General features: G+C 67.9%; 19 protein-coding genes and 1 tRNA gene. 13 read left to right on the forward strand and 7 right to left on the reverse strand.

Annotated elements, in window-relative coordinates:
- Positions 1 to 269: 269 nt before the first annotated feature.
- Together GX414_04420 and amrB are read right to left on the reverse strand one after the other, a co-directional pair.
- Positions 270 to 1,724: an aminoacyl-histidine dipeptidase gene (locus tag GX414_04420; protein NLI46332.1), complete on the reverse strand. Its 1,455-nt coding sequence runs from the start codon at positions 1,722 to 1,724 to the stop codon at positions 270 to 272.
- A 46-nt stretch (positions 1,725 to 1,770) separates the two neighbouring features.
- Positions 1,771 to 2,940 carry an AmmeMemoRadiSam system protein B gene (gene amrB, locus GX414_04425; protein ID NLI46333.1) on the reverse strand — a complete coding sequence of 390 codons (1,170 nt, stop codon included), beginning with the start codon at positions 2,938 to 2,940 and terminating at the stop codon, positions 1,771 to 1,773.
- A 438-nt stretch (positions 2,941 to 3,378) separates the two neighbouring features.
- Here amrB and GX414_04430 point away from each other — a divergent pair, with 438 nt between their 5' ends.
- On the forward strand, positions 3,379 to 3,783 hold the full coding sequence (locus GX414_04430; protein ID NLI46334.1) for a cobalamin B12-binding domain-containing protein: 405 nt from the start codon (positions 3,379 to 3,381) through the stop codon (positions 3,781 to 3,783).
- Positions 3,784 to 3,886: 103 nt separating this feature from the next.
- Here the strand turns inward: GX414_04430 and GX414_04435 are convergent, their stop codons facing one another.
- Positions 3,887 to 4,591: a hypothetical protein gene (locus tag GX414_04435; protein NLI46335.1), complete on the reverse strand. Its 705-nt coding sequence runs from the start codon at positions 4,589 to 4,591 to the stop codon at positions 3,887 to 3,889.
- Positions 4,592 to 4,823: 232 nt separating this feature from the next.
- Between GX414_04435 and GX414_04440 the strand changes: the two genes are divergently transcribed.
- Positions 4,824 to 6,191, forward strand: a complete 1,368-nt coding sequence (locus GX414_04440) for a dipeptidase (protein NLI46336.1) — start codon at positions 4,824 to 4,826, stop codon at positions 6,189 to 6,191.
- Positions 6,192 to 6,265: 74 nt separating this feature from the next.
- Positions 6,266 to 8,536 carry a S9 family peptidase gene (locus GX414_04445; GenBank protein NLI46337.1) on the forward strand — a complete coding sequence of 757 codons (2,271 nt, stop codon included), beginning with the start codon at positions 6,266 to 6,268 and terminating at the stop codon, positions 8,534 to 8,536.
- A gap of 228 nt (positions 8,537 to 8,764) precedes the next feature.
- Here GX414_04445 and GX414_04450 read toward each other — a convergent pair whose 3' ends face one another.
- Positions 8,765 to 9,355, reverse strand: a complete 591-nt coding sequence (locus tag GX414_04450; protein NLI46338.1) for a hypothetical protein — start codon at positions 9,353 to 9,355, stop codon at positions 8,765 to 8,767.
- Positions 9,356 to 9,461: 106 nt separating this feature from the next.
- Positions 9,462 to 9,824, reverse strand: a complete 363-nt coding sequence (locus GX414_04455) for a hydroxylase (GenBank protein ID NLI46339.1) — start codon at positions 9,822 to 9,824, stop codon at positions 9,462 to 9,464.
- 347 nt (positions 9,825 to 10,171) lie between these two features.
- On the opposite strand from GX414_04455, the gene GX414_04460 reads away from it, so the two are divergent.
- The gene (locus tag GX414_04460) at positions 10,172 to 12,037 is read left to right on the forward strand and encodes a beta-galactosidase (protein NLI46340.1); all 1,866 of its coding nucleotides are present in this window, start codon (positions 10,172 to 10,174) and stop codon (positions 12,035 to 12,037) included.
- Between the two features lie 289 nt (positions 12,038 to 12,326).
- Here the strand turns inward: GX414_04460 and GX414_04465 are convergent, their stop codons facing one another.
- A complete protein-coding gene (locus GX414_04465; GenBank protein NLI46341.1) occupies positions 12,327 to 12,734 on the reverse strand; it encodes a hypothetical protein in 408 nt (135 codons plus the stop codon).
- 622 nt (positions 12,735 to 13,356) lie between these two features.
- Here GX414_04465 and GX414_04470 point away from each other — a divergent pair.
- The 9 genes from GX414_04470 to GX414_04510 all read left to right on the forward strand — a co-directional run bounded on the left by GX414_04470 (position 13,357) and on the right by GX414_04510 (position 23,333).
- Positions 13,357 to 13,503 carry a hypothetical protein gene (locus tag GX414_04470; protein ID NLI46342.1) on the forward strand — a complete coding sequence of 49 codons (147 nt, stop codon included), beginning with the start codon at positions 13,357 to 13,359 and terminating at the stop codon, positions 13,501 to 13,503.
- 59 nt (positions 13,504 to 13,562) lie between these two features.
- On the forward strand, positions 13,563 to 14,534 hold the full coding sequence (locus GX414_04475; protein ID NLI46343.1) for a class I SAM-dependent methyltransferase: 972 nt from the start codon (positions 13,563 to 13,565) through the stop codon (positions 14,532 to 14,534).
- Positions 14,535 to 14,700: 166 nt separating this feature from the next.
- On the forward strand, positions 14,701 to 17,532 hold the full coding sequence (locus tag GX414_04480; GenBank protein ID NLI46344.1) for a protein kinase: 2,832 nt from the start codon (positions 14,701 to 14,703) through the stop codon (positions 17,530 to 17,532).
- Positions 17,533 to 17,667: 135 nt separating this feature from the next.
- Positions 17,668 to 18,369 carry a 5-oxoprolinase subunit PxpB gene (gene pxpB, locus GX414_04485; protein ID NLI46345.1) on the forward strand — a complete coding sequence of 234 codons (702 nt, stop codon included), beginning with the start codon at positions 17,668 to 17,670 and terminating at the stop codon, positions 18,367 to 18,369.
- On the forward strand, positions 18,366 to 19,313 hold the full coding sequence (locus GX414_04490; protein ID NLI46346.1) for a biotin-dependent carboxyltransferase: 948 nt from the start codon (positions 18,366 to 18,368) through the stop codon (positions 19,311 to 19,313). The genes pxpB and GX414_04490 overlap by 4 nt, the downstream gene beginning before the upstream one ends.
- A complete protein-coding gene (locus GX414_04495; protein NLI46347.1) occupies positions 19,310 to 20,563 on the forward strand; it encodes an MFS transporter in 1,254 nt (417 codons plus the stop codon). The genes GX414_04490 and GX414_04495 overlap by 4 nt, the downstream gene beginning before the upstream one ends.
- Before the next feature lie 313 nt (positions 20,564 to 20,876).
- A complete protein-coding gene (locus tag GX414_04500) occupies positions 20,877 to 21,647 on the forward strand; it encodes a LamB/YcsF family protein (protein NLI46348.1) in 771 nt (256 codons plus the stop codon).
- Positions 21,648 to 21,995: 348 nt separating this feature from the next.
- Positions 21,996 to 22,072, forward strand: a tRNA-Arg gene (locus GX414_04505).
- A gap of 172 nt (positions 22,073 to 22,244) precedes the next feature.
- Positions 22,245 to 23,333, forward strand: coding sequence for a tyrosine-type recombinase/integrase (locus tag GX414_04510; protein ID NLI46349.1), 1,089 nt, complete (start codon positions 22,245 to 22,247; stop codon positions 23,331 to 23,333).
- A 156-nt stretch (positions 23,334 to 23,489) separates the two neighbouring features.
- On the opposite strand, the gene GX414_04515 is transcribed toward GX414_04510, so the two are convergent.
- A partial coding sequence (locus GX414_04515; protein ID NLI46350.1) for a hypothetical protein occupies positions 23,490 to 24,316 on the reverse strand: 827 nt, incomplete at its 5' end.

Consider the following 24,316-nt stretch of genomic DNA (forward strand, 5'->3'; position numbering starts at 1 on the left):
CGGCCGCATCCAGATTGGTAGACAGGAGCAATATAGTCTGTGACTCCGGAAGCAATCACCACGTCCAGACAGAATGCGCCCCTCTCCAGGGGAAGGGTGTGTTTTGTCTTGACGGGAGCGCTCTTCTCATAGATGAGAGTTTAAAGACGGTTTTTTTCGGTGCGTTCGTCGAACGCGCGGTACGAAGCGCGGTACGGGTTTCCATGAAAAAAAACGGCGGGAGGATCCCGCCGTTTTTCAGATGGCTGTGAAACGGTTCAGCGTCCGGGCTACAGTTCCGCCAGCATCGCCTTCAGGTACTTCCAGAAGTGGGCCACCGACGGGATGCTCACCCGCTCGTCGGGGGAGTGGGCGCCCAAGATGATGGGGCCGATGGAGATCATGTCCATGCCCGGGTACTTCTCGCCGATGATGCCGCACTCGAGGCCGGCGTGGATCGCCTTGATCTCCGGCTTCTTGCGGAACGTCTTCTGGTGCACCTCGATGGCGGTCTTCAGGAGCGCCGACTGCAGGTTGGGCTTCCAGCCGGGGTAGCCGGAACCCTGCTCCACCGCGAAGCCGGCCAGGGCGCAGTAGGCGGCCACCATCCGGCCCACGTCATGCTTGTGGCTCTCCACCGAGGAGCGGTGGCTCATGGAGACGCGCACCTGCTCGGGCAGCAGCTCCACGATGGCCAGGTTCGTGCTGGTCTGGACCAGGCCCGGGATGTCCGGCGTCATGGCGATGACGCCGTGGGGGCCGGCGTACAGGAATTGCACCACCCGCTCGGCGTCGGCCGCGTCGAGCATCCGCTCCAGGTTCGAGGTGTGGGGCTCGAACAGGATCTGGCAGTCGGGGTCGGCCGAGCCGAGCTCCGAGCGGATGTCCGTTTCCAGCGCGCGGAGCGCCTGCGCCACGGCCGCCACCTGCCCCGGTTCCAGCGCCACGGTCACGAAGGTTTCGCGCGGGATGGCGTTGCGCTTGGAGCCGCCGGTCAGGGTCATGATGTCCACGGTGAACTGGCGCCGCAGCGTCCACAGGATCCGCGCCGCCAGCTTGATGGCGTTGCCGCGCCCGGTGGCGATGTCCAGTCCGGAGTGGCCGCCCTTGAGCCCCGCCACCTTCAGGCGGTAGACGGCCCGGCCGGCCGGCAGCGGCACCGTACGGACGGGGCTGGTGGCCACCGTGTCCATGCCGCCGGCGCAGCCGATGTAGACGGCGCCCTCCTCCTCGCTGTCGAGGTTGAGCATCCGGTTGCCCGTGAGCATGTCGGCGCCGAGCTGGAAGGCGCCGGTCAGCCCGGTCTCCTCGTCGATGGTGAAGAGAAACTCCATGGGGCCGTGGACCAGATCCTTGGCCTCCATCACCGCCAGGGCCGCCGCCACGCCGATGCCGTTGTCGGCGCCGAGGGTGGTCCCCTGGGCGCGGATGTAATCCCCGTCCCGCACCGGATGGATCCCTTCCTTGGCGAAATCGTGGGCGGTGGTTTCGTTCTTCTCGCACACCATGTCCAGGTGGCCCTGGAGCACCACCGCCGGACCGGTCTTGGCGGGATCGCTGGCCGGCTTGGTCACCACCACGTTGCCCGCCGCGTCCTGCCGCGCCGGCAACCCCAGGCGCCGGGCCTGGGCCAGCACGTACTGGGCCGCCTGGGCCTCGTGCTTCGAGCAGTGGGGGATGGCGGCCAGGGCGAAGAAGTGCTTCCACAGCGCCGCGGGTTTCAGTCCGGGGATCTTGGTTTTCATTCCGTACCTCCTAGTTGCATATTGATTCGTTCACTCATTGGCTGATTCAATCCGCCTGACGATCCGTTTCGTAATAGCCCACCGCCGCGTAGCCCACGAAGTGATGCAGGTTGTTGGGCGCCGTCGTGCCGAGGCCCCGGAGATCGGCGTCGTCCAGCGACGCCTCCGAGACGCTGGTGCCGTAGTCCAGCAGCGTGCCCCGCAACTGCCGGCCCCCGAGCTCCCGCGTCACCCGGTCCGCCACCTGCAGGCCCAGCGGGATGGAGAAGCGGCCGCACCAGGTGATCCGGTAGCGGGCCACGTCCCCCGGCTCCACGCAGCGGTACAGGAAGGCCTTGAGCCGCTCCGCCCGCACGGGCCCGGTCAGGTGGTCGGCGAGGATCCGCCGGTCCTGCGCCACCGCCTGCCGGTAGCCTTCCAGGTCCGATCCGAAGGGGCAGTACGGCGACATCCCCCAGCCGGCGTCCCCGTAGTGGACGGCGTCGGCGGAACAGATGAAGGCGACGTCGCGCCCCGGCGTCCAGCCCCGCGCACGGCACGACTCGACCAGCGCCCGCCCCAGTTCGCCGGCCAGCCGCTCCATCACCGGCCACTCCATGTGCGGGACGAGGATGGGCACGATTTCCACGTTCGGGTTGTTCGCTTGGAGGAACGGCACCAAGGCCTCCAGCGAGTGCTCCACCTGGTGCATGTCGTTGTCCACGACGCGGTCCTCGAACCGGATGCGGGCCAGCAGGTCCTCCCGCAGCCCCGACACCTTCACCGGCCCGTACGGCCCGTGCCAGGTGGCGAAGCGGTCGAACACCAGCCGGTCGCTCACGTCGAAGGCGCGCGCCTTGTGGAACACGCCGAACAGCACCACCACCGGCGCCCGCACGCGCGTCAGCGCGAGCTGATAGAGGCGGCTGGCGTAGTAGTAGTCGTCGTGGGGGCAGACGGCAGCCACGAACCGCGGCTCGGCGTCGGTCCAGCCGTGCTCGGCCCGGATCGCGGCCTCCCGCGGCTCGGCGGCTGCGGCGGCCTGGGCGCGGACCATGTCCATCTGCGCGGCGGTGCTGGCGAAACCCACCGTGTCCATCTGGCCGCGGCCGGTCGCCGTGGGCTTGAGCCCCACCTGGGCCAGCAGCTTCGCCCGGTCGTCGGCCGCACCATGGGGCGAGCGGGCGATGACGAGGCCCAGGACCGCACAGGCCACCAGAGCGAACTTCCGCACCATGGATTCCCTCCGCCGGATGATCGAATGCGAAAGCTCATCTTATGACTTTTCGTCGCCCAACTCAACCGCAACCCGACCGAGCGGGAATCGGTGAGTCGGTGAATGGGTGAGTGGGTGAATGGGTCAATCGGTGAATGGGTACTAGGATCTGGGGTCTGTGATCCAGGGCCCGGAACCCAGGTCCCAGGCCCGATATCCGATTTCCGATGTCCGCTGATTGGTAACGAGCCTCGAGTCTCGAGCCTCTAGCCTCGATCACGATTCCGATCACGAGCACGAGTACGACTACGAATCACGGGCACGAAGTGACTTCATACTCCTATCATCTATCTCCCATCTCCTCACTGTTCACCGGTCCACCGTTTCACATATGCCTTGCAGCCCGCTCGAATTTTAACTATACTTCCCGTTTGAAACGATGCTGAACGGAGTTCAACCATGGAACGGAAGATCCGCGTGCTCATCGCCAAGCCGGGACTCGACGGCCACGACCGCGGCGCCAAGGTCATCGCCCGGGCGCTGCGCGACGCCGGCATGGAGGTCATCTACACGGGACTGCGCCAGACGCCGGAGCAGATCGTCGCCGCCGCGCTCCAGGAAGACGTGGACGTGATCGGCGTCTCCATCCTCTCGGGCGCCCACATGCACCTGTTCCCCAAGATCATGGACCTGGTGAAGGCCAACCAGATGGACGACGTGCTCGTTTTCGGCGGCGGCATCATCCCCGAGGGGGACGTGCCCCAGCTCCAGGCCATGGGCGTGGCCGCCATCTTCCCCCCCGGCACATCCACCCAGTCGGTGATTGAATTTCTGAAGGAGCGCTTCCAGGCCGCCAAGGCCTGAGCGTCGCCCCCAAACAGATCGCGCCCCGGACAGCGGCAGCCGTCCGGGGCGCTGTGTTTTTGCGGGGGCGCCCGCCGCCTGAGCGCGGGTTCCGTCGGCGGCGCTAGCGGCCGCCCTCGGCGAGCATCCGGTGCACCTCCTGGGGGACCGGCCCCTGGGCCCAGAAGCGCAGCTCGGTGATCTCGTCGGGGGCCGAGCGGCCGTACTTGTAGAAGATGAGCAGGAACTGGCGGTCGTCGAGGCGGCGGTACTCCTTGAGCGAATCCCATTCCCTCACGAACGCCCGGTCGGCGCACTTGGCCGCGCCCGTCTCGAAGACGATCTGGTCCTCGCGCAGCACCAGGGTGCCCATGCAGTTGGGTCCGTTGAGGTCCAGCTCGACTTTGAGCCGGTACGGCAGCTCCACCGGCTCGGCGGGCCGGCCGGCGGGCGCCAGCGCGATCGGGCCCAGCCGGCCCTGGATGTAGCCGATGGCGGCCATGTTGTCGGGGTTGTCGTCGCGGAACTTCAGCACGTACTTCTGCCCCTTGCCGCGCACGGTGTCGGAGAAGAACACGTGGAACTCCCACTTCGACTTGAAATCGATCCGCTCGATGTTGGCGTATTCCCAGATCCGCCCGCAGCCCACGTTCTTGGACTCGAAGACCACCTTGTCGTCCCGCACGATGAGGGTGCCCTGGCACTCGCCCACGCGGTGGTTGTGCTCCACCTTGATCTGGTAGAGGGTCTCGGCCAGCGCCGGCGCCGCCAGCACGACGGCGACGAACAGGAGCAGCGCGGCCGGCCGCCAAGTCGTTATCCGATTCATGTGTACCTCCAATGTCCGATGACGTGGTGTCAGGATAGCTCAATCCGGCCGCCGCCGCAAGCGGGTCGGCATGCCGAGTTCCCGCCGCCGACTGCCGACGGCCACCCGGCGCAACCGGCCGGCGGCGGCATTTTTCCCATTTGCGGCATTTTTCCTATTTGCGGCTAGCTTTTTGCCCGGCCGGCACGTATACATTTCTTTTACGATCCCGATCCGATTGGAGGACCCACCCATGGACGCCCTGGATTTCCTGGCTCAGCATGAAACCGAACACCTGGAGCAGCTCAAGGAACTGCTGCGAATCCCCAGCGTCAGCGCCCAGTCCGAGCACGCCGCCGACACGCGCCGCTGCGCCGGCTGGGTGGCGGACCATCTGCGCGGCATCGGCCTGTCGGCCGAGGTGTGCGAGACCGGCGGCCACCCGGCGGTGATCGCCGAGTACCAGGGGCCTGCCGGCGCGCCGACGGTACTCGTCTACGGCCACTACGACGTCCAGCCGGCCGACCCGGTGGAGTTGTGGCAGAGCGCGCCCTTCGACCCCATCGAGTCGGACGGCTACCTGCTGGCCCGCGGCGTCACCGACGACAAGGGTCAGTTTTTCGCCCACGTCAAGGGCGCCGAGGCGTGCCTCCGCACCGCCGGCGCCATCCCGTGCAGCTTGAAGTTCCTCATCGAGGGCGAGGAGGAGTCCGGTTCCGCCCACCTGAACCCGTTCATCGAAGCCAACCGCGAGCGGCTGGCCGCCGACGTGGTGGTGATCTCCGACGGCTGCCAGTACGGGCCGGACATGCCCGCCATCAATTTCGGCCTGCGCGGGCTGGCGTTTGTCGAAGTCAAGATCACCGGCCCCGACCGGGACCTGCACTCGGGTTCCTACGGCGGCGCGGTGGCCAATCCCGTCAACATGCTGGCCCGGATGATCGGCCAGCTCCACTTCGCCGACGGCCGCATCCGGGTGCCCGGGTTCTACGACCGGGTGTACACCGCCACCGCCTGGGAGCGGGAGCAGTTCGCCCGGCTGCCGTTCGACGCCAAAGCTTACCGGCGCTCCACCGGCGCGCCGGCGCTCTGGGGCGAGCCGGGCTACACACCGCTGGAGCGCACCTGGATCCGGCCCACCCTCGACGTCAACGGCATCACCGGCGGCTACCAGGGCGAGGGGGGCAAGACCATCATCCCGGCGTGGGCATCGGCCAAGATCACCATGCGGTTGGTGCCCGACATGACCCCCGAGGACACGGCGGCCAAGCTCGAGGCGTACCTGCGGCAGATCTGCCCGCCGTCCGTCCGGCTGGAAGTGATCCATCACGGCGGCGCCCCGGCGGTGCAGGTGCCCGTGGACGGCCCCTGGCTCGAGGCAGCCGCGCGCGCGCTCGAGACGGGCTTCGGCCGACGCCCCTTCTTCACGAAGGAGGGCGGCTCGATCCCGGTGGTGGGCACCTTCAAGTCGGTGCTGGGCATCGACACTCTGCTCATCGGCTTCGGCCAGCAGACCGACAACCCGCATTCGCCCAACGAGCGGATGCTCATCCGCGATTTCCACCGGGGCGGCCGCACATCGGTGGCCCTGTTCCACGAACTGGCCGGCGTGCGCCGCTGACCGCCGGCGGCCGCCCGGTGGGGGCGGGATCCGTGTAGTCCCGCCCCCAACACAATCTGAAGAGGAGTGACGCCATGCGCCAGATTCTGACCGTGTGCCTGATTCTCGCCGGCCTGCTGCTCTCGGCGACGGCCGCGCCGCAGGGGGCCGAACCGTCCGCCCCGCCGCTGACCATCGACGAGGTGCTGAGCCCGGCGCACCGGACGGCGTTCCGGCTGCCGTCCTACTACTGGCTCCCCGGCGACGGCATCCTGTTGTTCGATCCGGCGAAGCAAGACGCCGAGCGGGTCCTGGAGCGCTACGACCCGGCCACCGGCGCGCGCACCCCGCTGCTGGCGGATCCGGCCGCGGCGCTGAAGGGGCTCAACGAGCTGCTGACCGCCGGTGGCGGCAAGCCCGAGGAGAAGCTGGACGCTCCCCTGGAGTTGGATGCCGCCGGTAAGCGGGCCCTGCACCTGATCGCCGACGACGTCTTCCTGCAGGACCTGGCCACCGGCGCCTTCCGGCGGATCACGCGCACGCCCGCCGCAGAGGCCGAGCCGCACTTCTCGCCCGACGGCCGCTGGGTGGCGTTCCACCGGGAGCACAACCTGTACGTCACCCGGATCGCCGACGGCAAGGAGTACGCCCTCACCCGCGACGGCCGCGACACCCTGCTCAACGGCACCCTGTCCTGGGTGTACTGGGAGGAGATCTTCGGCCGGGAGGACCTGGGCTACTGGTGGTCGCCCGACTCCACGGCGATGGTGTACCTCAAGTCGGACGAGTCGAAGGTGCCCGTTTCCTACTTCCCCGACTACGAGCCGGCCACGCCGGCGGTGCACCGCCAGCGCTACCCCAAGGCGGGCGAGACCAATCCGGCGGTGTCAGTCTGGCTCGCTGAGGTGCCCGGCGGCAAGGTCCGGCAGATCCGGTTCGCCGATCCAGAGCTCGAGTACGTCGTGCGGGTGCACTGGCTCCCCCACGGCCGCAGCGTCGCCGTCAAGACCATGAACCGGGCCCAGAACCGCCTGAAGCTCTGGCTGGTGGACCGCCGCCGCGCCACCGCCCGCGTGATCCTCACCGAGGAGAGCCCCACGGTGGTGAGCGTCCACGACGACCTGGCCTTCACCGCCGACGGCGCCCGCTTCGTCTGGGCCTCGGAGCGCGACGGCCGCAACCGGCTGTACCTGTATGAAATCAGCGGGAAACTGGTCCGGGCGCTCACCCCCGCGAACCTGCTGGTGCGCGCCTCCAGCGGCGTGGCCTGGGTGCGGGGGGGCCTGTGCGCCCTGGACGAGGCCGGCGGCTGGGTCTACTACACCGCCACCGACGGCGCGCCCATCGCCCCGGCGCTCTACCGCTCGCCGCTGGCCGGCGGGGCCGCCGAGCGGCTGACCCGGGAGCCGGGCAGCCACCGGGTGGGCTTCAGCCCGTCGATGCAGTATTTCTTCGACGAGCATTCGTCCATGAGCCGGCCGCCGGGGTTGACCCTGCACCGGGCCGACGGCGAGGCGCTGCGCGTCGTGGCGGCGCCGGCCGCGGACCATGCCGCGAAGCTGGGCCTGCTCTATCCCGAATACCTCGCCATCCCGGCCGAGGACGGCTTCGCCCTGCCCGCGCAGATCCTCAAGCCGACGGCGCTGGAGCCGGGCCGCCGCTATCCCGTGATCCTCTACGTCTACGGCGGGCCCAACGCCCCGGTGGTGGGCGACCGCTGGGGCCGCGACCTGCTCATGAACAATCTGCTGGTGCAGCGCGGCTACATCTGGCTGGCCGTGGACAACCGCAGCGCCTCCGGGCTGGGCAAGGCGCTTGAGGACACCGTCCACCACAAGCTCATGAGCGGCGGCGAGGTGGCCGACATCGTGGCCGCCGTGCGCTGGATCAAGCGCCAGCCGTGGGCGGACCCGGACCGCGTGGGCGTGTGGGGCTGGAGCGGCGGCGGCACGTTCACCGTCCAGCTCATGAGCCAGAGCCGGGAGTTCCGCGCCGGCATCGCCGTGGCGGGCGTGTACGATTTCCGCTACTACGACTCCGTTTGGGCGGAGCATCTCCTGGGCCTGCCCAAGGACAATCCCGAGGGCTACAAGGCCGGCGCGCCGGCCACCTGGGCCAAGAACCTGCACGGACGACTCTTCCTCGTCCACGGCCTGGCCGACGACAACGTCCATCCCCAGAACGCCTGGCGGCTGACCGACGAGCTCATCGCGGCGAAGATCCCGTTCGACCTGATGGTCTATCCGCGGCAGGGCCACGGCATCCGCGCCCCGGCCAGCTACCGGCATCTCATGGTGGCGATGCTGGACTTCTGGGAGCGTTGGTTGAAGGGAGAGAACGGTGAACCGGTGAACAGTAATCAGTGAGGAGATAGGAGTTTAAAGGCCTTCGTGCTCGTAATTCGTAATCGTGATCGTAATCGAGGCTAGAGGCTCGGGGCTCGAGGCTCGTTTCCAAAGTGCGGACATCGAACATCGGATATCGGACCTGGGACCTGGTTTCTGGGACCTGGGTTTTGGGTCTTGGATCATAGAACCAAGATCCCGGTACCCATTCACCCATTCACCCTTTCCCCCTTCACCCTTCCCCCCCATTCACCGGCCGACTGGGCGGCGGGGGGAGCGAGGCTGCCGACGGTCAGGTCCAGTGCCCCTGGCCCGGTGTGCCGGCGCGGCCTCACGCAGCCGGGAGGACCACTGCCACAGCCCGTTGATGGCGGCCGGCGGGAGGCGGTGGCCCAGCGCCCGGGCCGCGACGACGAGCTGCCCCCGGTGGTGCGACTCGTGGGACAGGGCGTATCCGCAGAAGAGGACCGCGTCGCGGGGCATGGCGCCGTAGATGAACCGGCTCTTCACGCCGGAAAACGGGCCGCCGTTTGCCAGCCCCGCGCGCAGCAGGCGTTCCACGGCATCGGCGCTCAGGGGCAGGGCCGCAAGGACCTCGGCCGGCGCGGCCGTGGCGCGGTCCACTTGGCAGGGAACGGCGATCCCGGATGCCGTCGCGAGACTGTTCAGCCAGAGGCAGCGGCAGTTGTGGAGGTGGGCGGCGATGCTCCGCACGGTGCGCCGCGGCGCGCCGGGCAGTCCCAGCGGCCAGAGGTCCGCGGGGAGTTGCTCCACAAGGAACGCGGTGACCCGGCTGTGGATGCGCCACGCATCCAGAATGGACTCGTGAAGCGCGTTCATGCGGTGCTTCCACTTCCAGCTACTGACGGGGTGGCGTCAGGCGCCTCCGGCATCTGCAGCCGGTCGCGCGGCGCCGCCGGCGGGATGGCTGTGATCGGCCGCGGTGTCACGGATCGGCGCGGCGCTCCAGTTGCCACAGGCCGTGTTCCACGCCGCCCTGGATGTAGATGGCGAATGTGCCGTGGCCCGGGATCGCCAGCGGCGGATGGGCGATGACGGCGCCGGCCTCCGCCGCGGCGGCGACCGCCGCCTCGATGTCGCCCACGAGCCAGTAGGGCCGCACCACCGGCGTTTCCGACTCGCGCAGTGGCGCCCGGACGCCCACCAAGCCGCCGCCCGGCAGGACCGCCGTCCGCGCCTGGCCGAGCCCGGGGTCGGGCTCGCCGAACCGCAGTCCGTTCGCCGCCGCATACGCGGCGCACACCGCGTCCACCTCCGGCGTCACGATCTCCAGGTAATGGATCCGCATGGTCTGGTCTCCTTGATGAGTCTGCCGGTCCGGATCCGTCCGGGTCGACGCACAGCCCAGGACGGACACGGCGACAATCGTGGCGACAAGCATCCGGCGCATGAATCGGCCTCCTTGAAAAACGCAACACTGCGGCTTGACACCAGCATGTCGGATCGTGCCGCTGTTGATTTGAGTCGTTTCATTTTAGGTTTTCCCCACCGCCGGATCAAGTTCCGAGCGGCGGGATCCGCCCGCTGCGCTGCGCGGATGGACGGGGCCGCGCCCCCGCGCCGGTGAAATGCGTTTGGGATTAGGCGGGCTTTCGGATGATAATACCGTATGCGAATTTCATGACGAGGTGCGCGATGTCTGAGCGTCTGCTGAGCCGGCGGATTCATCTGCTGGCGGGTGTCCTCGCCGCCGCCGTGGCGCTGGCGGCGGCGCTCCCGAACGCGGCGCCGCCGAGCGCCCGCGCGGCCGAAACCGCGCCCGCCGTCGGCTTCCATTTTGAGGGTGCGCGATTCATGCTGGACGGGAAGCCGTTCCAGATCCGGGCGGGCGAGCTGCACTTCCAGCGCATCCCCCGGGAGTATTGGCGCGACCGGCTGCTCAAAGCCCGGGCGATGGGCCTCAACACCGTGGGCGCCTATGTCTTCTGGAACGCGCTGGAGCCGGAGCCGGGCCAGTGGGACTTTTCGGGGCGCAACGACGTCGCCGCGTTCGTCCGGGAGGCCGGCACGGCCGGGTTGCGCGTGCTGCTCCGGCCCGGGCCGTACGCTTGCGCCGAGTGGGACTTCGGCGGCCTGCCGGCGTGGCTGCTCCGCGTCCCCGATATCCGGGTGCGCTGCTCGGCCCCGCTCTACCTCGAGGCGTGCGAGCGGTACGTCACCCGGCTGGCCGGCGAGGTGCGCGACCTGCAAGCCAGCCGCGGCGGGCCGATTCTCATGGTCCAGCTCGAGAACGAATACGGCTCCTTCGGCAACGACGCCGCCTACCTGCCATGGCTCCGCGACGCCTGGCGCCGCGCCGGCATCGACGTCCCGTTCTACACCGCCGACGGCCCCTGGCCCGCCATGCTGGCGGCGGGCACCGTCCCCGGCGCAGCCATCGGACTGGACCCGGCCCACACCGCCGAGCACTTCGCCGCAGCCGAGCGGCTGGGGCGCGGCGTGCCCGTCTTCTGCAGCGAGCTCTACCCCGGCTGGCTCACCCACTGGGGTGAGCCGTGGGCGCGCGCGGCCACCGAAAAGATCTCCGCCCAGCTCCAGTGGCTGCTGGAAAACGGCAAGTCGTTCAGTCTCTACATGCTCCACGGCGGCACCAACTTCGGCTTCTGGGCCGGGGCGAACTACTCGGACAAGTACGAGCCCGACGTCACGAGCTACGACTACGACGCGCCGCTGGACGAGCGGGGCCGGCCCACCCCGAAATACCACGCCCTGCGCGAGCTGATCCGGCAGCATCTGCCGCCGGGCGAGACGCTCCCCGAGTTGCCGGCGCCCCTGCCGGCGATCGCGATCCCCGAGCTCCGCCTGACCGAGGAGGCGTCGCTCTGGGCGAACCTGCCGGCGGCGGAGCGCGCGCCCATGCCGGCGCCCATGGAGTTCTTCTGCCAGAGCCACGGGTTCATCCTGTACCGGAGCCGGGTGCCGGCGCACGCCAGCGGCCGGCTCACCATCACGGAGCTCCACGACTACGCCAACGTCTACCTCGACGGCGCGCTGGCGGCCAGCCTCTTCCGCGGCCTGCACCAGGATTCAATCGATGTCCCCGCGGCCGATCCGCCCCAGCGGCTGGACATCCTCGTGGAGGGGATGGGCCGCATCAACTACGGGCCGCGCCTCATCGACCGGAAGGGGATCACCGATCGGGTCACGCTGGGCGGCATGACGGTCATGGACTGGGAAGTCTTCCCCCTCCCCTTCGACGCGGCGTATCTGGCGGCGCTCCGCTTCGGACCGCCGGACCCGGCCGCCCCGCCGGCCAAGTTTTTCCGCGGCGCGTTCAGCCTGGACGCCGTCGGCGACACTTACCTCGACATGAGCGGCTGGTCCAAGGGCGTGGTCTGGGTCAACGGCCACAACCTGGGGCGGTACTGGAACATCGGCCCCCAGCAGCGGCTGTTCCTGCCGGCGCCGTTCCTGAAGCGGGGCGCCAACGAGGTCGTCGTCTTCGACCTCCATCGCACCGCCGCCGCCCCCCTTCGCGGCGTCCCCGACCTCGGCGAATAGGCGGCCGATTCACCACCAAGGCACGAAGGGCACAAAGAGATCATCTTCATATGTCAGTGATCATTTTTCAATTGTCATGAGTCATTTCGGATGGTGAATCGGGAGACGAGAAATGGGAGATGTAAGACGGGAAGTATCAGACAAACGGGAAGACCCGAACCGCGAACCCCGAATCGCGAGCCCCGTTGTCCGATATCCGAAGTCCGCTGTCCGCTGTCCGTTCAGTCTCCAGGTTCCATGTCGAAAAAATCCAATTCCCCTTGGTGCCCTTTGTTGAAAAAACCCGTTCTCACTCGCCGGCCTTGCGGGCGCGGCCCATTTCCATCGCCCGGACCACGACGAAGGCGATCAGCGCGAAGATGAAGAACACGAGCAGCAGCCAGGCCACCCCCTGCATGGCGCCGATGACGGTCCGGTAGACCTCCAGCACCCAGCGGTCGGTGGTGAGCGCCAGGATTTGCGTATCTTTGCCCGTGCCCGTGGGCGAGATGTATTTTTCCAGTTCCCAGATCCGGACGCCGCTGGAGATGCCGATCACCAGGATGGCGAAATCGAGGTAGCGCTTCCAGGCCACACTGATCTCGTCGGCCATGATCCGCTGGAGGATGCTGCCGATAGGCTTTTTGAAAATCGCCACCAGAGCGGCGGACACCACCACCGAGATCACGAACGTCACGGCGAGCAGGGTGAGAAACATGGGATACCTCCGGTTGTCTTTGTTCCGCCGGCGCCCGCACCCCGGGCATCGATACAGCGGTCGATTCGGATAAACTCAACGTTCATGCCAAAGCATGAATCAGAACTAACAATTTCATAAGTGAGGAGATATCAAGAATACGTATTGACCGGCGGATTCAACGTCCCACCACACAAATACATTTATTGATCAGCAATATACAATTTGCGTCTATATTCTTTCAATCCAATGACTCTCCCAATCTCCTATCTCCTGTCTCACCAAGCAGCCGGCAACATACACAGTCAGCGATAACCAACAATCCAACCGAACACTCTGTCTTGCCGCATGGGGGCATGATTCCGGCCCGGAGGGACGGAGGTCAATAGCCACGGGCGCAGCCACGCGCACGCGGGGCAGCGCCCGGAAAGAAGGGCAACATGAATGTGTCGCGCCCCGCGGCTGCGGGGCGCAGAGAACGGGTTGCTGCAAACACCGCACTTCCCCGCGCCCCGTCCCCGGGGCGCGCCGTCTGCAAACACCATCGCTTGTCCGGACGCTGCCCGGCTGCGCCGGGCTACTCTCGTTGAGCGTCAATTGATGCTGCATGACAAAAAGGTCCAGATTCTAGGTTTGATTTCCGATGTCCGACGTCCCATGTCCCGTGCTCGATATCCGCATTCCGGGAACGAGCCTCCAGCCTCGAGCCTCGATTACGAACTACGAGTACGAGCACGAGTACGAGCACGAGTACGAACAGGTGAATGGCGGCACCGGGGCGTTTTCATGAAACAACAGAGCCGGGCGATACGTTATTAATTTCCGAAAGCATCTTTCGGGAGAAGACTCATGCCGATCACCCTTTCATCCGTCCGCCGCATGGTGTCGACCTGGCTGGCGGCCCTGCTCGTCCTGTCCACCGGTTCGCTCCTGGCCGAGGATACCAAGCCCGCACCCGACATCCCGGCGCTCGCCGCCCGGCATCAGGCGGCCATGACCGCCGGCGACTGGGCTGCCGCCGCCAAGGTTGGCGAGGAACTCGTCAACGCCGTCGCCCCGCTTCACTTCGACACCGCCTACGCCGTCGCCGCCGCCTTCTGCCAGATGGGGCAAACCGAGTTGGCCTACGCCTGGCTGGAGGAAGCCAAAGGGGCCGGCTACTGGGACGTCTGGACCATGCGCCAGGATGAACGCTTCGCCGCCATCCGGGACCAGGAGCGGTTCAAAATCATCGTCCGCCAGATGCGCGCCCGCTCCTACATCCAGATGCTGGAGCGGCCCGAGCGCGAGTCGTTCCAAAAACCGGACCAGGTCATGGCCGCGCTGGCGCTCAAACCAGGTGAGCGGGTGGCCGACGTGGGCGCCGGCTCGGGCTATTTCACCACCCGCGTGGCCAAGGTGGTGGGCCCCGACGCGACCGTCTGGGCGGTGGACATCTCCGACGAGATGTTGAGCTACCTCGGCGACCGCATCAAGTGGGAGAAGATCGCCAACATCAAGCTCCACAAGGCGCAACCCACCGATCCGCTCCTGCCGCCCGGGGGGTTCGACACCATCCTGATGGTGGACACGCTCCACTACGTCAAGGACAAGGCGGCCTATGCCCAAAAGCTCCGTGCCGCCCTGGCGCCGGGCGGGCGCGTGGTGATCATCGACTATACGCCCAAGACCATGGAGGAGCGCCCCTGGGGGCCGCCGCCCGAGCAGCAGTTCTCCCGGCAGGAGCTGGACGCCGCGATGGCCGCCGCCGGCCTGGCGCCGGTCAGGGTGCACGAGTTCCTCACTGAGCAGTACTTCGTCGAATACGTCGCCAATCCGTGACGGCGGCCGAAACCGGTCGGAATCGGTCCGCTGCGCATCCGGGACGATCAAGCCGGCGGACCATCTGCACGGATCGTCCCGGCTCACGCGGCTCCGGCGGCGCCCATCATGACACCGGCCGGCTCCCGGCACGATCCCCTTGACACCATCTGACCGGACGGCCACAATGAGCCTGATGATCGATCCCCGCGATCCGTCGATACCGGTGTCAGCCGGCTATTGTGTGGTGTGCGGCGAACGCCTGCCCGGACCGGACTCGGAGAGCTGCCCGAGCTGCGGCGCCGCCACCCGATCCACGCCGGGAGCCGGTGCTGACTCCGCGGATGGACACCCGGCTGCCCCGGCCCCCAGCCGCTTCGCCGCTTCCACCACCGCCGAGATAGGTCCCGAGGGGTTCACCCCGCGGCAGATCCCCGAACACGTGGGTCCCTACGACATCCAGGCGGAGCTTGGCCGCGGCGGCATGGGCGTGGTGTACCGGGCGTGGCAGCCGTCGCTCAAGCGCACGGTCGCTCTGAAAGTGATGCTGGCGGGAGAGTTCGCCGGGGAGCACGCCGTCCGACGGTTCATCCGCGAGGCGGAGGCTACCGCCCGGCTGCGACATCCGCACATCGTGTCGATCCTGGACCTGGGCGAACAGGACGGCAAGCCGTACTTCACCATGACCTACATCGAGGGGCAGACGCTGGAACAGGCGATCCGCGCCCACGCCGTGAGTCTGGCCGACGGCGTGGCCATCGTGGCCAAGGTGGCCGGAGCCGTGGCTCACGCCCACGCCAACGGCATCATCCACCGGGATCTCAAACCCGCCAACATCCTCCTCGACGGCGGCGGCGAGCCCCACGTGACCGACTTCGGCCTGGCCGCCCAGGCGCGGGAGGCCAGCTCCATCACCGGCACCGGCGCCGTGCTGGGAACGCCCCTCTATATGGCGCCGGAACAGGTCGCGGGCGCCCGCCATCTCGTGGACGAGCGCACCGATGTCTACAGCCTGGGCGCCACCCTGTACCACGTGCTCACGGGCTGCATTCCCTTCCCCGAAGAAGGGGCCGCCCCGGTGCTGTTTTCGGTGCTCACCCGCGAGCCGAAGCCGCCGCGGGCGATCCGCCCGGACATCCCCCGCGATCTCGAGCTCATCTGCCTCACCGCCATGGCCAAGGAGCGGGACCGCCGCTATGCCTCCATGACCGATTTCCGCGACGACCTGGAGCGCTATCAACGCGGCGAAGCCATCCGGGCCCGGCCGGCGTCGCTCGTTTACCGGCTGAGCAAGCGCCTGCGTCGCAACCGGGCTGTCACGGTCCTGTCGGTGCTGCTGGTCGCGGTGCTGATTGTCGCAGTCGGCTGGACCTGGTTCCAGCAGGCCCGGACCTGGTTCGGCTGGGAGGAGGTGTTCCGCGACGAGTTTGCGCGCACCGGACTCGGTCCCGACTACCGGCCCGATGCCGGTGCGTGGTCCGTCGCCGACGGCGAACTTCGCGGGTCCGGGACGGGATACGTCGACATCAGCCTGGTCCGCCCCTTCGCCGGCAATGTGAGGCTGGCCTTTGACGCCCGCGTCCTGCCCGGCAGCCCCAAACGCGAAATCGCCGTTTTTCTGGACGGCCCGGATGAGGACCGCTCCGGCTACTATTTCGGCTTCGGCGGCGACTACGCCACCACCGCCATCGACCGCGCCGGGCTGGAGGTGCGGCTGGCGCACTCGCCCGCGGTGGAGGCCGGCCGGCGCTACGAAATGGTGGTCACCCGCAAGGGGAATCGGGTGGAGATCGCCGCGGACGGCGAAGTGCTCGCCGATTACCTCGACCCGTTCCCCCTCGATCCGTCGGCGATGACGCGCTTGCGGTTCGGCACCTACGACGGCGGGTTGGCCGTGGACAACCTCCGCGTCTACCAGGAGAGCGTCCCGGAGATGCTCACCGCCACCGCCGTGGGCGACCGCCTCTTCGAGCGGGGCCAGCTCGCCGCCGCCCGCCAGGAGTACGAGCACATCGCCCGCGACCACGCCGGAAAATCCATCGCCGGCGAGGCCCTCTTCAAGGCGGGGCTCTGCCGGCTGCTCGAGGGCGACTACGCCGCGGCGCGGGTGGCCTTCGAAGGCGTCGGCCGGACTCCGGCGGAGGAGCTCTACCGAAACCTCGCGGTGCTGAACACCGGCGCGGCCTTTCGCCTGCAGGGCCGCTACGAGGACGCGTTCCGCCACCTGTGCGATCTGGAGCGGCACAGCGCCGATCCCGACGAACGGTACCGTCTGGCCGGCGAGCTGCAGGCGCTGAGCCACGCGGCCTGGACTCACGGCCAGGCGGAGACGGCGTTTCGTCACCTGCGATTCATCATCGACCATTTCCCCGGCACCGAGATGGCGGAACGGTCCGAGATGGTGCTGGCCACCAACGACCCGGACGAGGCGACACGCCGCCGGAAATTGGAACGATTCCTCGCGCGCCATCCGCGCCCAAGCAAGAACCAGAACAACGCCTTTCAGCTTCTGGCCGGCAGCTGCCTGCTGCTCGGTGATCCGGCGGGCGCCCTGGCCGCCTTCGACCGGCACATCGCCGCCTACCGCGGCATCAACACGCGGTTCGTGCTGAGCGGCCTGCTGGGCAAGGGCCTGGTGCTGGCCGCCACGGGGCGATGGGCCGACGCCGAGGCGGTCCGGAACGACATGCTGGCGCTGCTGCCGGGCGATCCGCTGCCCGCCCGCCAGGCCCGGGAACTGGACGTGTTCATCGCCCGGCGGCAGGGCGAACCGGACCGGGCCGTCCGCCTCCTGGAGACGGCGGCGGCCGACGGCGCCATCCACCCCGCCGAGGAGCTGACGCTGGCGCGGTTGTACCGCGAGCGGGGCGAGACGGAGCGCGCGGAGGCGTTGTGGCACCGGGTGGCCGCCGGCCCGCCCAGCGAGGAGTCAAAAGCCGCAGCGCTCTTTCTGGGGGACCTCTCGCCCGATGCCTTCCGTTTGGATGAATCGGTCCTCTACCCATACCGTTGCCTGTAGCTCTGGCAGTATCACCGGCTGCGGGGCGAACCGGATGACACGTCGGTCCTGGAGTTTGTCCGCCAGTCGGCGCCGTTCACACCGGAGGTCTGCGAGGCCATTCTGGCGTTGCGTCCGCCGGCCGGGCGGTGATCCGTGGCGCCCGGCGATCCCGTCATCCGTCCGGCCAGTGACCACTCCCTGCTGGTGGTGTTCGGCGAGACGATCGCACCGGCGCACCACCGGGCCGTGGTGCGCCTGACGGCCCGTTTGCTGGAGCGGCGGCCGGAGTGGCTCCGCGACGTCCACCCGGCGTACGCCACGGTACTCGTCTGCCACGATCCGCTCCGGATCGAGGCGACGGCCGCGGCTGAGGCCGTGCGTCGCCTGTGGGCCGAAGCGGCCGAGGCGCCGGAGCCGCCGGAACGGGTGGTGGAGATCCCGGTCCGCTATGGCGGCGTCCACGGGCCGGACCTGGCCGACGTGGCGGCCCACTGCGGGTTGAGTGAGGCCGAGGTGATCCGGCGCCACGCCGCCGGCGATTACCGGGTCTACTTCCTGGGCTTCTCGCCCGGCTTCCCGTACCTGGGCGGATTGGATGAGGCGCTGGCGACGCCGCGGCTGGCCACCCCGCGGCGGCGGGTCCCGGCCGGCAGTGTCGCCATCGGCGGGCAGCAGACCGGCGTCTACCCCGTGGCGTCGCCGGGCGGCTGGCGGATCATCGGACGCACACCGCGGCGACTCTTCGATCCGGAGCGGACGCCGCCGGCCGAACTCGCCATGGGTGACCGGGTCCGCTTCACGCCCGTCGACGAGGCGGCGTTCGTCGCCGCAGCGGGCGGGGAGGCGGCGCCATGAGCCGCGTGCGCGTCCTCGAAGGCGGTTTTCTCACCACCGTCCAGGATCTGGGCCGGTCGGGCTGGGCGCACCTGGGCGTGCCGGCCGCCGGTGCCGCCGACGCCGTCTCGCTGCGTCTGGGCAACCGCCTGTGCGGCAACGCCGACGGGGCGCCGGCCTTGGAGCTGACCCTGGTGGGCGGCGCATTCGCCTTCGAGGGACCGGCGCAGATCGCGCTCACGGGCGCCGATTTCACCGCGACGTTGGACGGCCGCCCGGCGCCGATGTGGGCCGCCCTGGCCGTCGCACCGGGACAGGTTCTGCAGCTCGGGCCCGCCCGGAGCGGCACTCGCGGCTACCTCTGCATCCGCGGCGGATTCGCCGTCCCCGCCCTGCTGGGGAGCGCGGCCACCCATCTCCTGATCGGGCTGGGCGGTCTTGCCGGCAGGCCGCTGCGCAAGGGCGACACGCTGGCCACCGGGGCGGCGGCGGCCGCGGATGCCGGACCGCCGCGCTGCGTCTCGCCGGACGTCCTGGCCCGGCTCTTCCCCGCCGGGCCCCTGCGGGCGACCGCGGGGCCCCAGGCCCACTTCTTCGGGCGGGCCACGCTGGACGTGTTTTTCTCCAGCCCGTGGCGCGTCCGTGAGTCGTCCGACCGGATGGGCATCCGGCTGGCGGGCCCCGCCCTGGAGCGGCGCCGCCCCGACGAGCTCCTCACCGAGGGAGTCAGCGCCGGCGCCGTGCAGGTGCCCCGCGACGGCCAGCCCATCGTGCTCCACGTGGAGCATCCCACCACCGGCGGCTACCCGAAGATCGCCCACGTGATCGCCGCCGATGGCCACCGTCTGGGGCAGCTTCGGCCGCGCGAGGAGATCCGCTTCGAGCCGGTGGCGCCGGAGCGGGCCGTGGCGCTGCTCCGGGAACAAACGGCGCTCCTCGACACCGCGATCCGGGAGGCCGAATGACACCGGACGCCCCGACACCGTGGTACCGGGCGGCCACTGCCGCGCAGTGGAAAACCCTGCTGGCCGCGCAGCTCGGGTGGATGCTCGACGCCATGGACGTCATGCTGTACGCCTTCGCCCTGGGGACGATCCAGAAAGAGTTCGACCTCAGCGGCGCCGGCGCCGGCGCGCTGGCTTCGGTCACACTGATCACGTCGGCGGCCGGCGGCATCTTCTTCGGCTGGCTGGCCGACCGGATCGGCCGGACGCGGGCGCTGATCTATTCCATCCTGGTGTACTCCGTCTGCACGGCGTTCACCGCCACGTCGCGCGGCATCGCCGAGCTGGTGCTGTGGCGGTCGCTCGTGGGCATCGGGCTGGGCGGCGAGTGGTCCGCCGGCTCGGTGCTGGTGTCGGAGACATGGCCGGCCATCCACCGCGGCAAGGCCATCGGTCTGATGCAAAGCGGCTGGGCCATCGGCTACATCGCCGCCGCGCTGCTGGCCGCCGCCATCCTCCCCGTCTGGGGCTGGCGGGTGTTGTTTGCCGCCGGCGTGCTGCCGGCCCTGCTCACCCTCTGGATCCGGCGCCATGTGCCCGAACCAGAGGTCTGGCGCGCCGCCGCGCCGGCCGGCGCCCGGGACCCGCGACTCGGCGAGGCGCTGGGCGAGATGTTCCGGCCGCCCCTGCGCCGGCCCACCCTGGCGGCCGTGGTCATGACCACCTGCGTGCTCTTCGCCTACTGGGGGCTGTTCACCTGGCTGCCCGCCTTCCTGGCGGCGCCGGTGGACAAGGGCGGCGCCGGGCTCGGCATTGTCAAGTCATCCGGTTGGATCGTGCCCATGCAGATCGGCGCGTTCTTCGGCTACACCCTGTTCGGCTTTCTGGCGGACCGCTTCGGCCGCCGGCCGGTGTTCGCCGCGTTCCTCGTCGCCGCGGCCGCGCTGGTCCCGGTGTACGGTCAACTGGCGCGCCACGAGCTGGCCCTGTTGGTGCTGGGTCCGTTCATCGGCTTTTTCGGCCACGGCTATTTCAGCGTGTTCGGCGCCATGCTGGCGGAGCTGTTCCCCACGCGGATCCGCGGCACGGCGCAGGGCATGGTGTACAACGCCGGCCGGGCGGTGAGCGCTCTGGCTCCGTTCACCATCGGCGCCCTGGCCGACGCCCATGGCATCGGCGGCGCGTTGGCACTGACTGCGGCGTTCTTCCTGGCCGGCGCCGCGCTGATGGCGCTGCTGCCCGAGACGCGGGGCCGGGAACTCGAGGGATAGCTCTCACCGCGGAGGGCGCAGAAACTGTTGATCGTTGATAGTTGATTGTTGATTGTTGATGGATCTGGGATCAAGGACCCAGAACCGGGATCTCGGATCCGCAGTCCCAGTCTGTTGATGGTGGATGGTTGATCGTTGCGAGACCCGAGCCCCCGAACCGCGCGGCTTGCTGTCCGAGTTACGGGAACGAGCCTCGATGACGATTACGAGCACGATTACGAGCACGATTACGATTGCGATTACGAACTACGATTCCGAGCACGATGAACCCTCAACCCTCAACTCTTAACCATCAACCGATGAAAGGTGAACCATGGCCATAACGATCGATCTGAATGCGGATGTGGGCGAGCGCCCCGAGGCGCTGGTTGACGGCATCGAGGCGGCGCTGCTCCGGCAGGTCACCTCGGTCAACATCGCCTGCGGCGGTCACGCCGGCGACGCCGCCACCATGATCGCGACGGTGCGGCTGGCGCTGGCGGCGGGCACCGCCATCGGCGCCCACCCTGGTTACCCGGATCCCCTGCATTTCGGCCGGTCGGTTCTGGCCATGGAGCCGCCGGCGCTCCGCGACAGCCTGATCGAGCAGATCCGGGCGCTGGCCGGGATCGCGGCCGCCGCCGGCGCCGGCCTGGTGCACGTCAAACCGCACGGCGCGCTCTACAACCTGGCGGCGCGCGATGCGGCCACGGCCCGCCTCGTCGCCGAATCGGTGGCGGCGGTCGACCCGGGGCTCGTGCTGGTGGGGCTGGCCGGTTCCGCCCTGCTGGCGGCCGGTGAGGCGGCAGGATTGGTGGTGGCCGGCGAGGCGTTCGTGGAGCGGCGCTACGAGGCGGACGGGACGTTGCGGGACCGCCGCCACGCCGATGCCCTGATCCACGATCCGGGCGAGGCCGCCGCCCAGGCCGTCCGGATCGCCTGCGACGGCCAAGTGACGGCCGTCGACGGCACGGTGGTGCCGGTGGACGCCCGGACCCTGTGCATCCACGGTGACTCCCCCGGTGCCGCGGCGATCGCCGCTGCGGTGCGCCAGGCGCTGACCGGCGCCGGCGTGGTATTGGCACCGGTGAGAGTGAACAGATAGAGAACAGAAGTTAGGAGATAGTGGACAGGAGTTTCTCGTGCTCGTAATTCGTACTCGTGATCATTATTCGGAATCGAGGCTGGAGGCTCGTTCTCGATCCACATGTTTATGCCGTCGAGTGACTGAAAGTTGTTCGTTGTTGATCGATTGTCGATCTGTCTGCCGTTTCCCGTCTGCCGTCTCCATTCACTCGAGCCCCGAGTCGACCCGCCGCCACGAATCGACAGCCGTCTGTTCTCACTATTTACGATTTACTATTCAATGTTCACCGCGCGCCGTTCATACCCAATCCGCTGCCTTTTCCCTTGACGCGCGCGGCGGCGTTCGTGTATAGTGCCGCCCTTCGGGGCGCCCGTAGCTCAGTTGGATAGAGCGTCGGACTACGAATCCGAAGGTCGCAGGTTCGAGCCCTGCCGGGCGCGCCAAATTATCAAGCATTTACAAAGCCACCCCCCTTCCCCAATTTCTCTTGTCACACTCACGTCACAGTGAGATAATTGCAGCAGTGGTTCCCGTTACCTAAAACCATCCGATTCGCGACGACTCACACCGTCTCGGGGACTCCTGGTCACCCGTGTAGATGAGGAGAAATTCACGATGGCCACGATTCGCAAACGCGCCAGCGCTGACGGCACCATCACCTATCAGGTGCAAATTCGAAGAAAGGGACATCCTCCCGAATCGTGTTCTTTCGCCCGACTCACCGACGCCCGCAAATGGGCCGTGACGGTGGAAGCCGCCATGGTGGAGAGCCGGCATTTTTCCCAGGCCGAATCGTCCCGCCACACGCTGAGTGAGGCCATCGCCCGTTACCGGAAGGAAGTGCTCAGCCAGCGCGCCCCATCGACGATCCGGTCATCGCTCTCCCGGCTGGAATGGTGGGACGAACGGCTGGGCGGTTTCACGCTGGATCAGATCACCCCGGCCATGATTGTGGAGTGCCGTGAGGCGCTGCTGCACGACGGTCCAGGTGACGAACGGGGTCGACGCCGGGCGCTGCGCGGTGGCGGCATGTCCCCGACGACTGTCCGGTATTACCTGGTCATTCTCACCCACCTGTTCAACCTGGCCGTCCGGGAATGGGGCTGGCTGAAGGAGTCGCCCATACGCAAGGTGACCAAGCCGGCGGCGAATCCCGGCAGAATTCGCTACCTGACCGATGAGGAGCTGGCGACCTCTTTAGATGCCTGCCGGGAAAGTGAGTGTGGATATCTGTTATCTGCTGTGTTGCTGGCTCTCACGACCGGGATGCGGTACGGTGAACAGTTTGGTCTGACCTGGAGCCAAGTCGACCTCAATCGAGGCTGGATCACTCTGGGGTTGACGAAGAACAAGAAGCGGCGGGGCGTCCCGCTGGTGGGCCCGGCACTGGACGCGATCCGGAAGCTGGAAAAAGTGCGCCGAGTCGATACTGATTATCTGTTTCCCTCTCACGATGGGAAAAAGCCATACGACATCCGTCGGCCTTTTCAGAAGGCGCTGCGTGCCGCCAACATCAAGGATTTTAGCTGGCACGACCTGCGTCACTGCGCCGCTAGCTACCTGGCCATGAGCGGCGTGCCGCTCAAGGTGATTGGCAAGCTGCTCGGTCACAGCACCAGCGCCATGACCGACCGCTACTCCCACCTGGCCGACGAAATCGTGACCGACGCCGTGTCGAAAGTCATGACCAAACTTTTCAAGTGAGGATACCGGTTCACCTTAACAATCCTTCAAAATATTTTAAGGCTTGTTCAGAACTGCTGGCATGACATATGCGCAGGGGGCTCCAGCTATGGAACTTTTGCCCCCAAAGCTCCCAAAGAGTGGGCTTAATCCTTTCATATCATGGAATTACCGTTGTCAGCATGGCCTTTTCAAGCTGACAATCGGCTGACAATCATGCTCCCAAAGCGAGGCAGAGTCCGTCCGCTCCGGTGAGGGAAGGATGGATTTTGTCAGCATGAGCGGCGGTTTTGGGAGCACGTTGTCAGCTTCATTTTGCCATGCTGACAACGTTAGCTCGTTGATGCCATTGGGATATGTGCCTTCTTTGTCTGCTTTGTCAGCCGGAATGTTCAGTAGACCGGGCCGCAGAAACAACACCGGCCGGTTTCTCCCCTCCAGCGTCCGCCGCACGGTGAGGGTCCGCTTGTTGGCCTCGCAAGCGGTCAGGGCGCCGCGTTCCCGCAGCCGCCGCCACAGGGTGGTCGGCGAGATGTGGATGCCCTCGCCCCCGCTGGTAGTCATGGCCTGGACCGCCCGGTACGCCGCGTCGGGCATCAGGTAGACCGACTCGCCGTCCACCCAGCCCACCCGCTGGCCGTAGGGCTCCCACACGGGTCCCCGCATCACCCCCTGGCTGGCCGGGTTTTCCCGCCAGCCCCAGGCGCCGGGTGAGGCGGGGCAGCCGCCGTCCCGCCCGGCCAGATGGGCCGCGCCGCTGGCGAGCGCGGCGTGGAGCAGCTCGAAGAACCGCTGCACCGGATCGGCGGCTTCCTGCTGCTGGGCCTGGGTCCGCGCCACTTCGCCGAAGCAGGCCCAGGTCCGTCCCCAAACGCTTTCTGCTAGCGCGTCCGGGATGGCATGGATCTCGACCGCAAAGAGCAAAAAGATCCGCAGGCCGGCCGCCAGCTCCGCCAGGTTGGCCGGGGTACGCTTGTGTCCGCCCGACAGATTGAGAGCGTTCC

The sequence above is a fragment of the Acidobacteriota bacterium genome (assembly GCA_012517875.1).
Lineage (GTDB): Bacteria > Acidobacteriota > JAAYUB01 > JAAYUB01 > JAAYUB01 > JAAYUB01.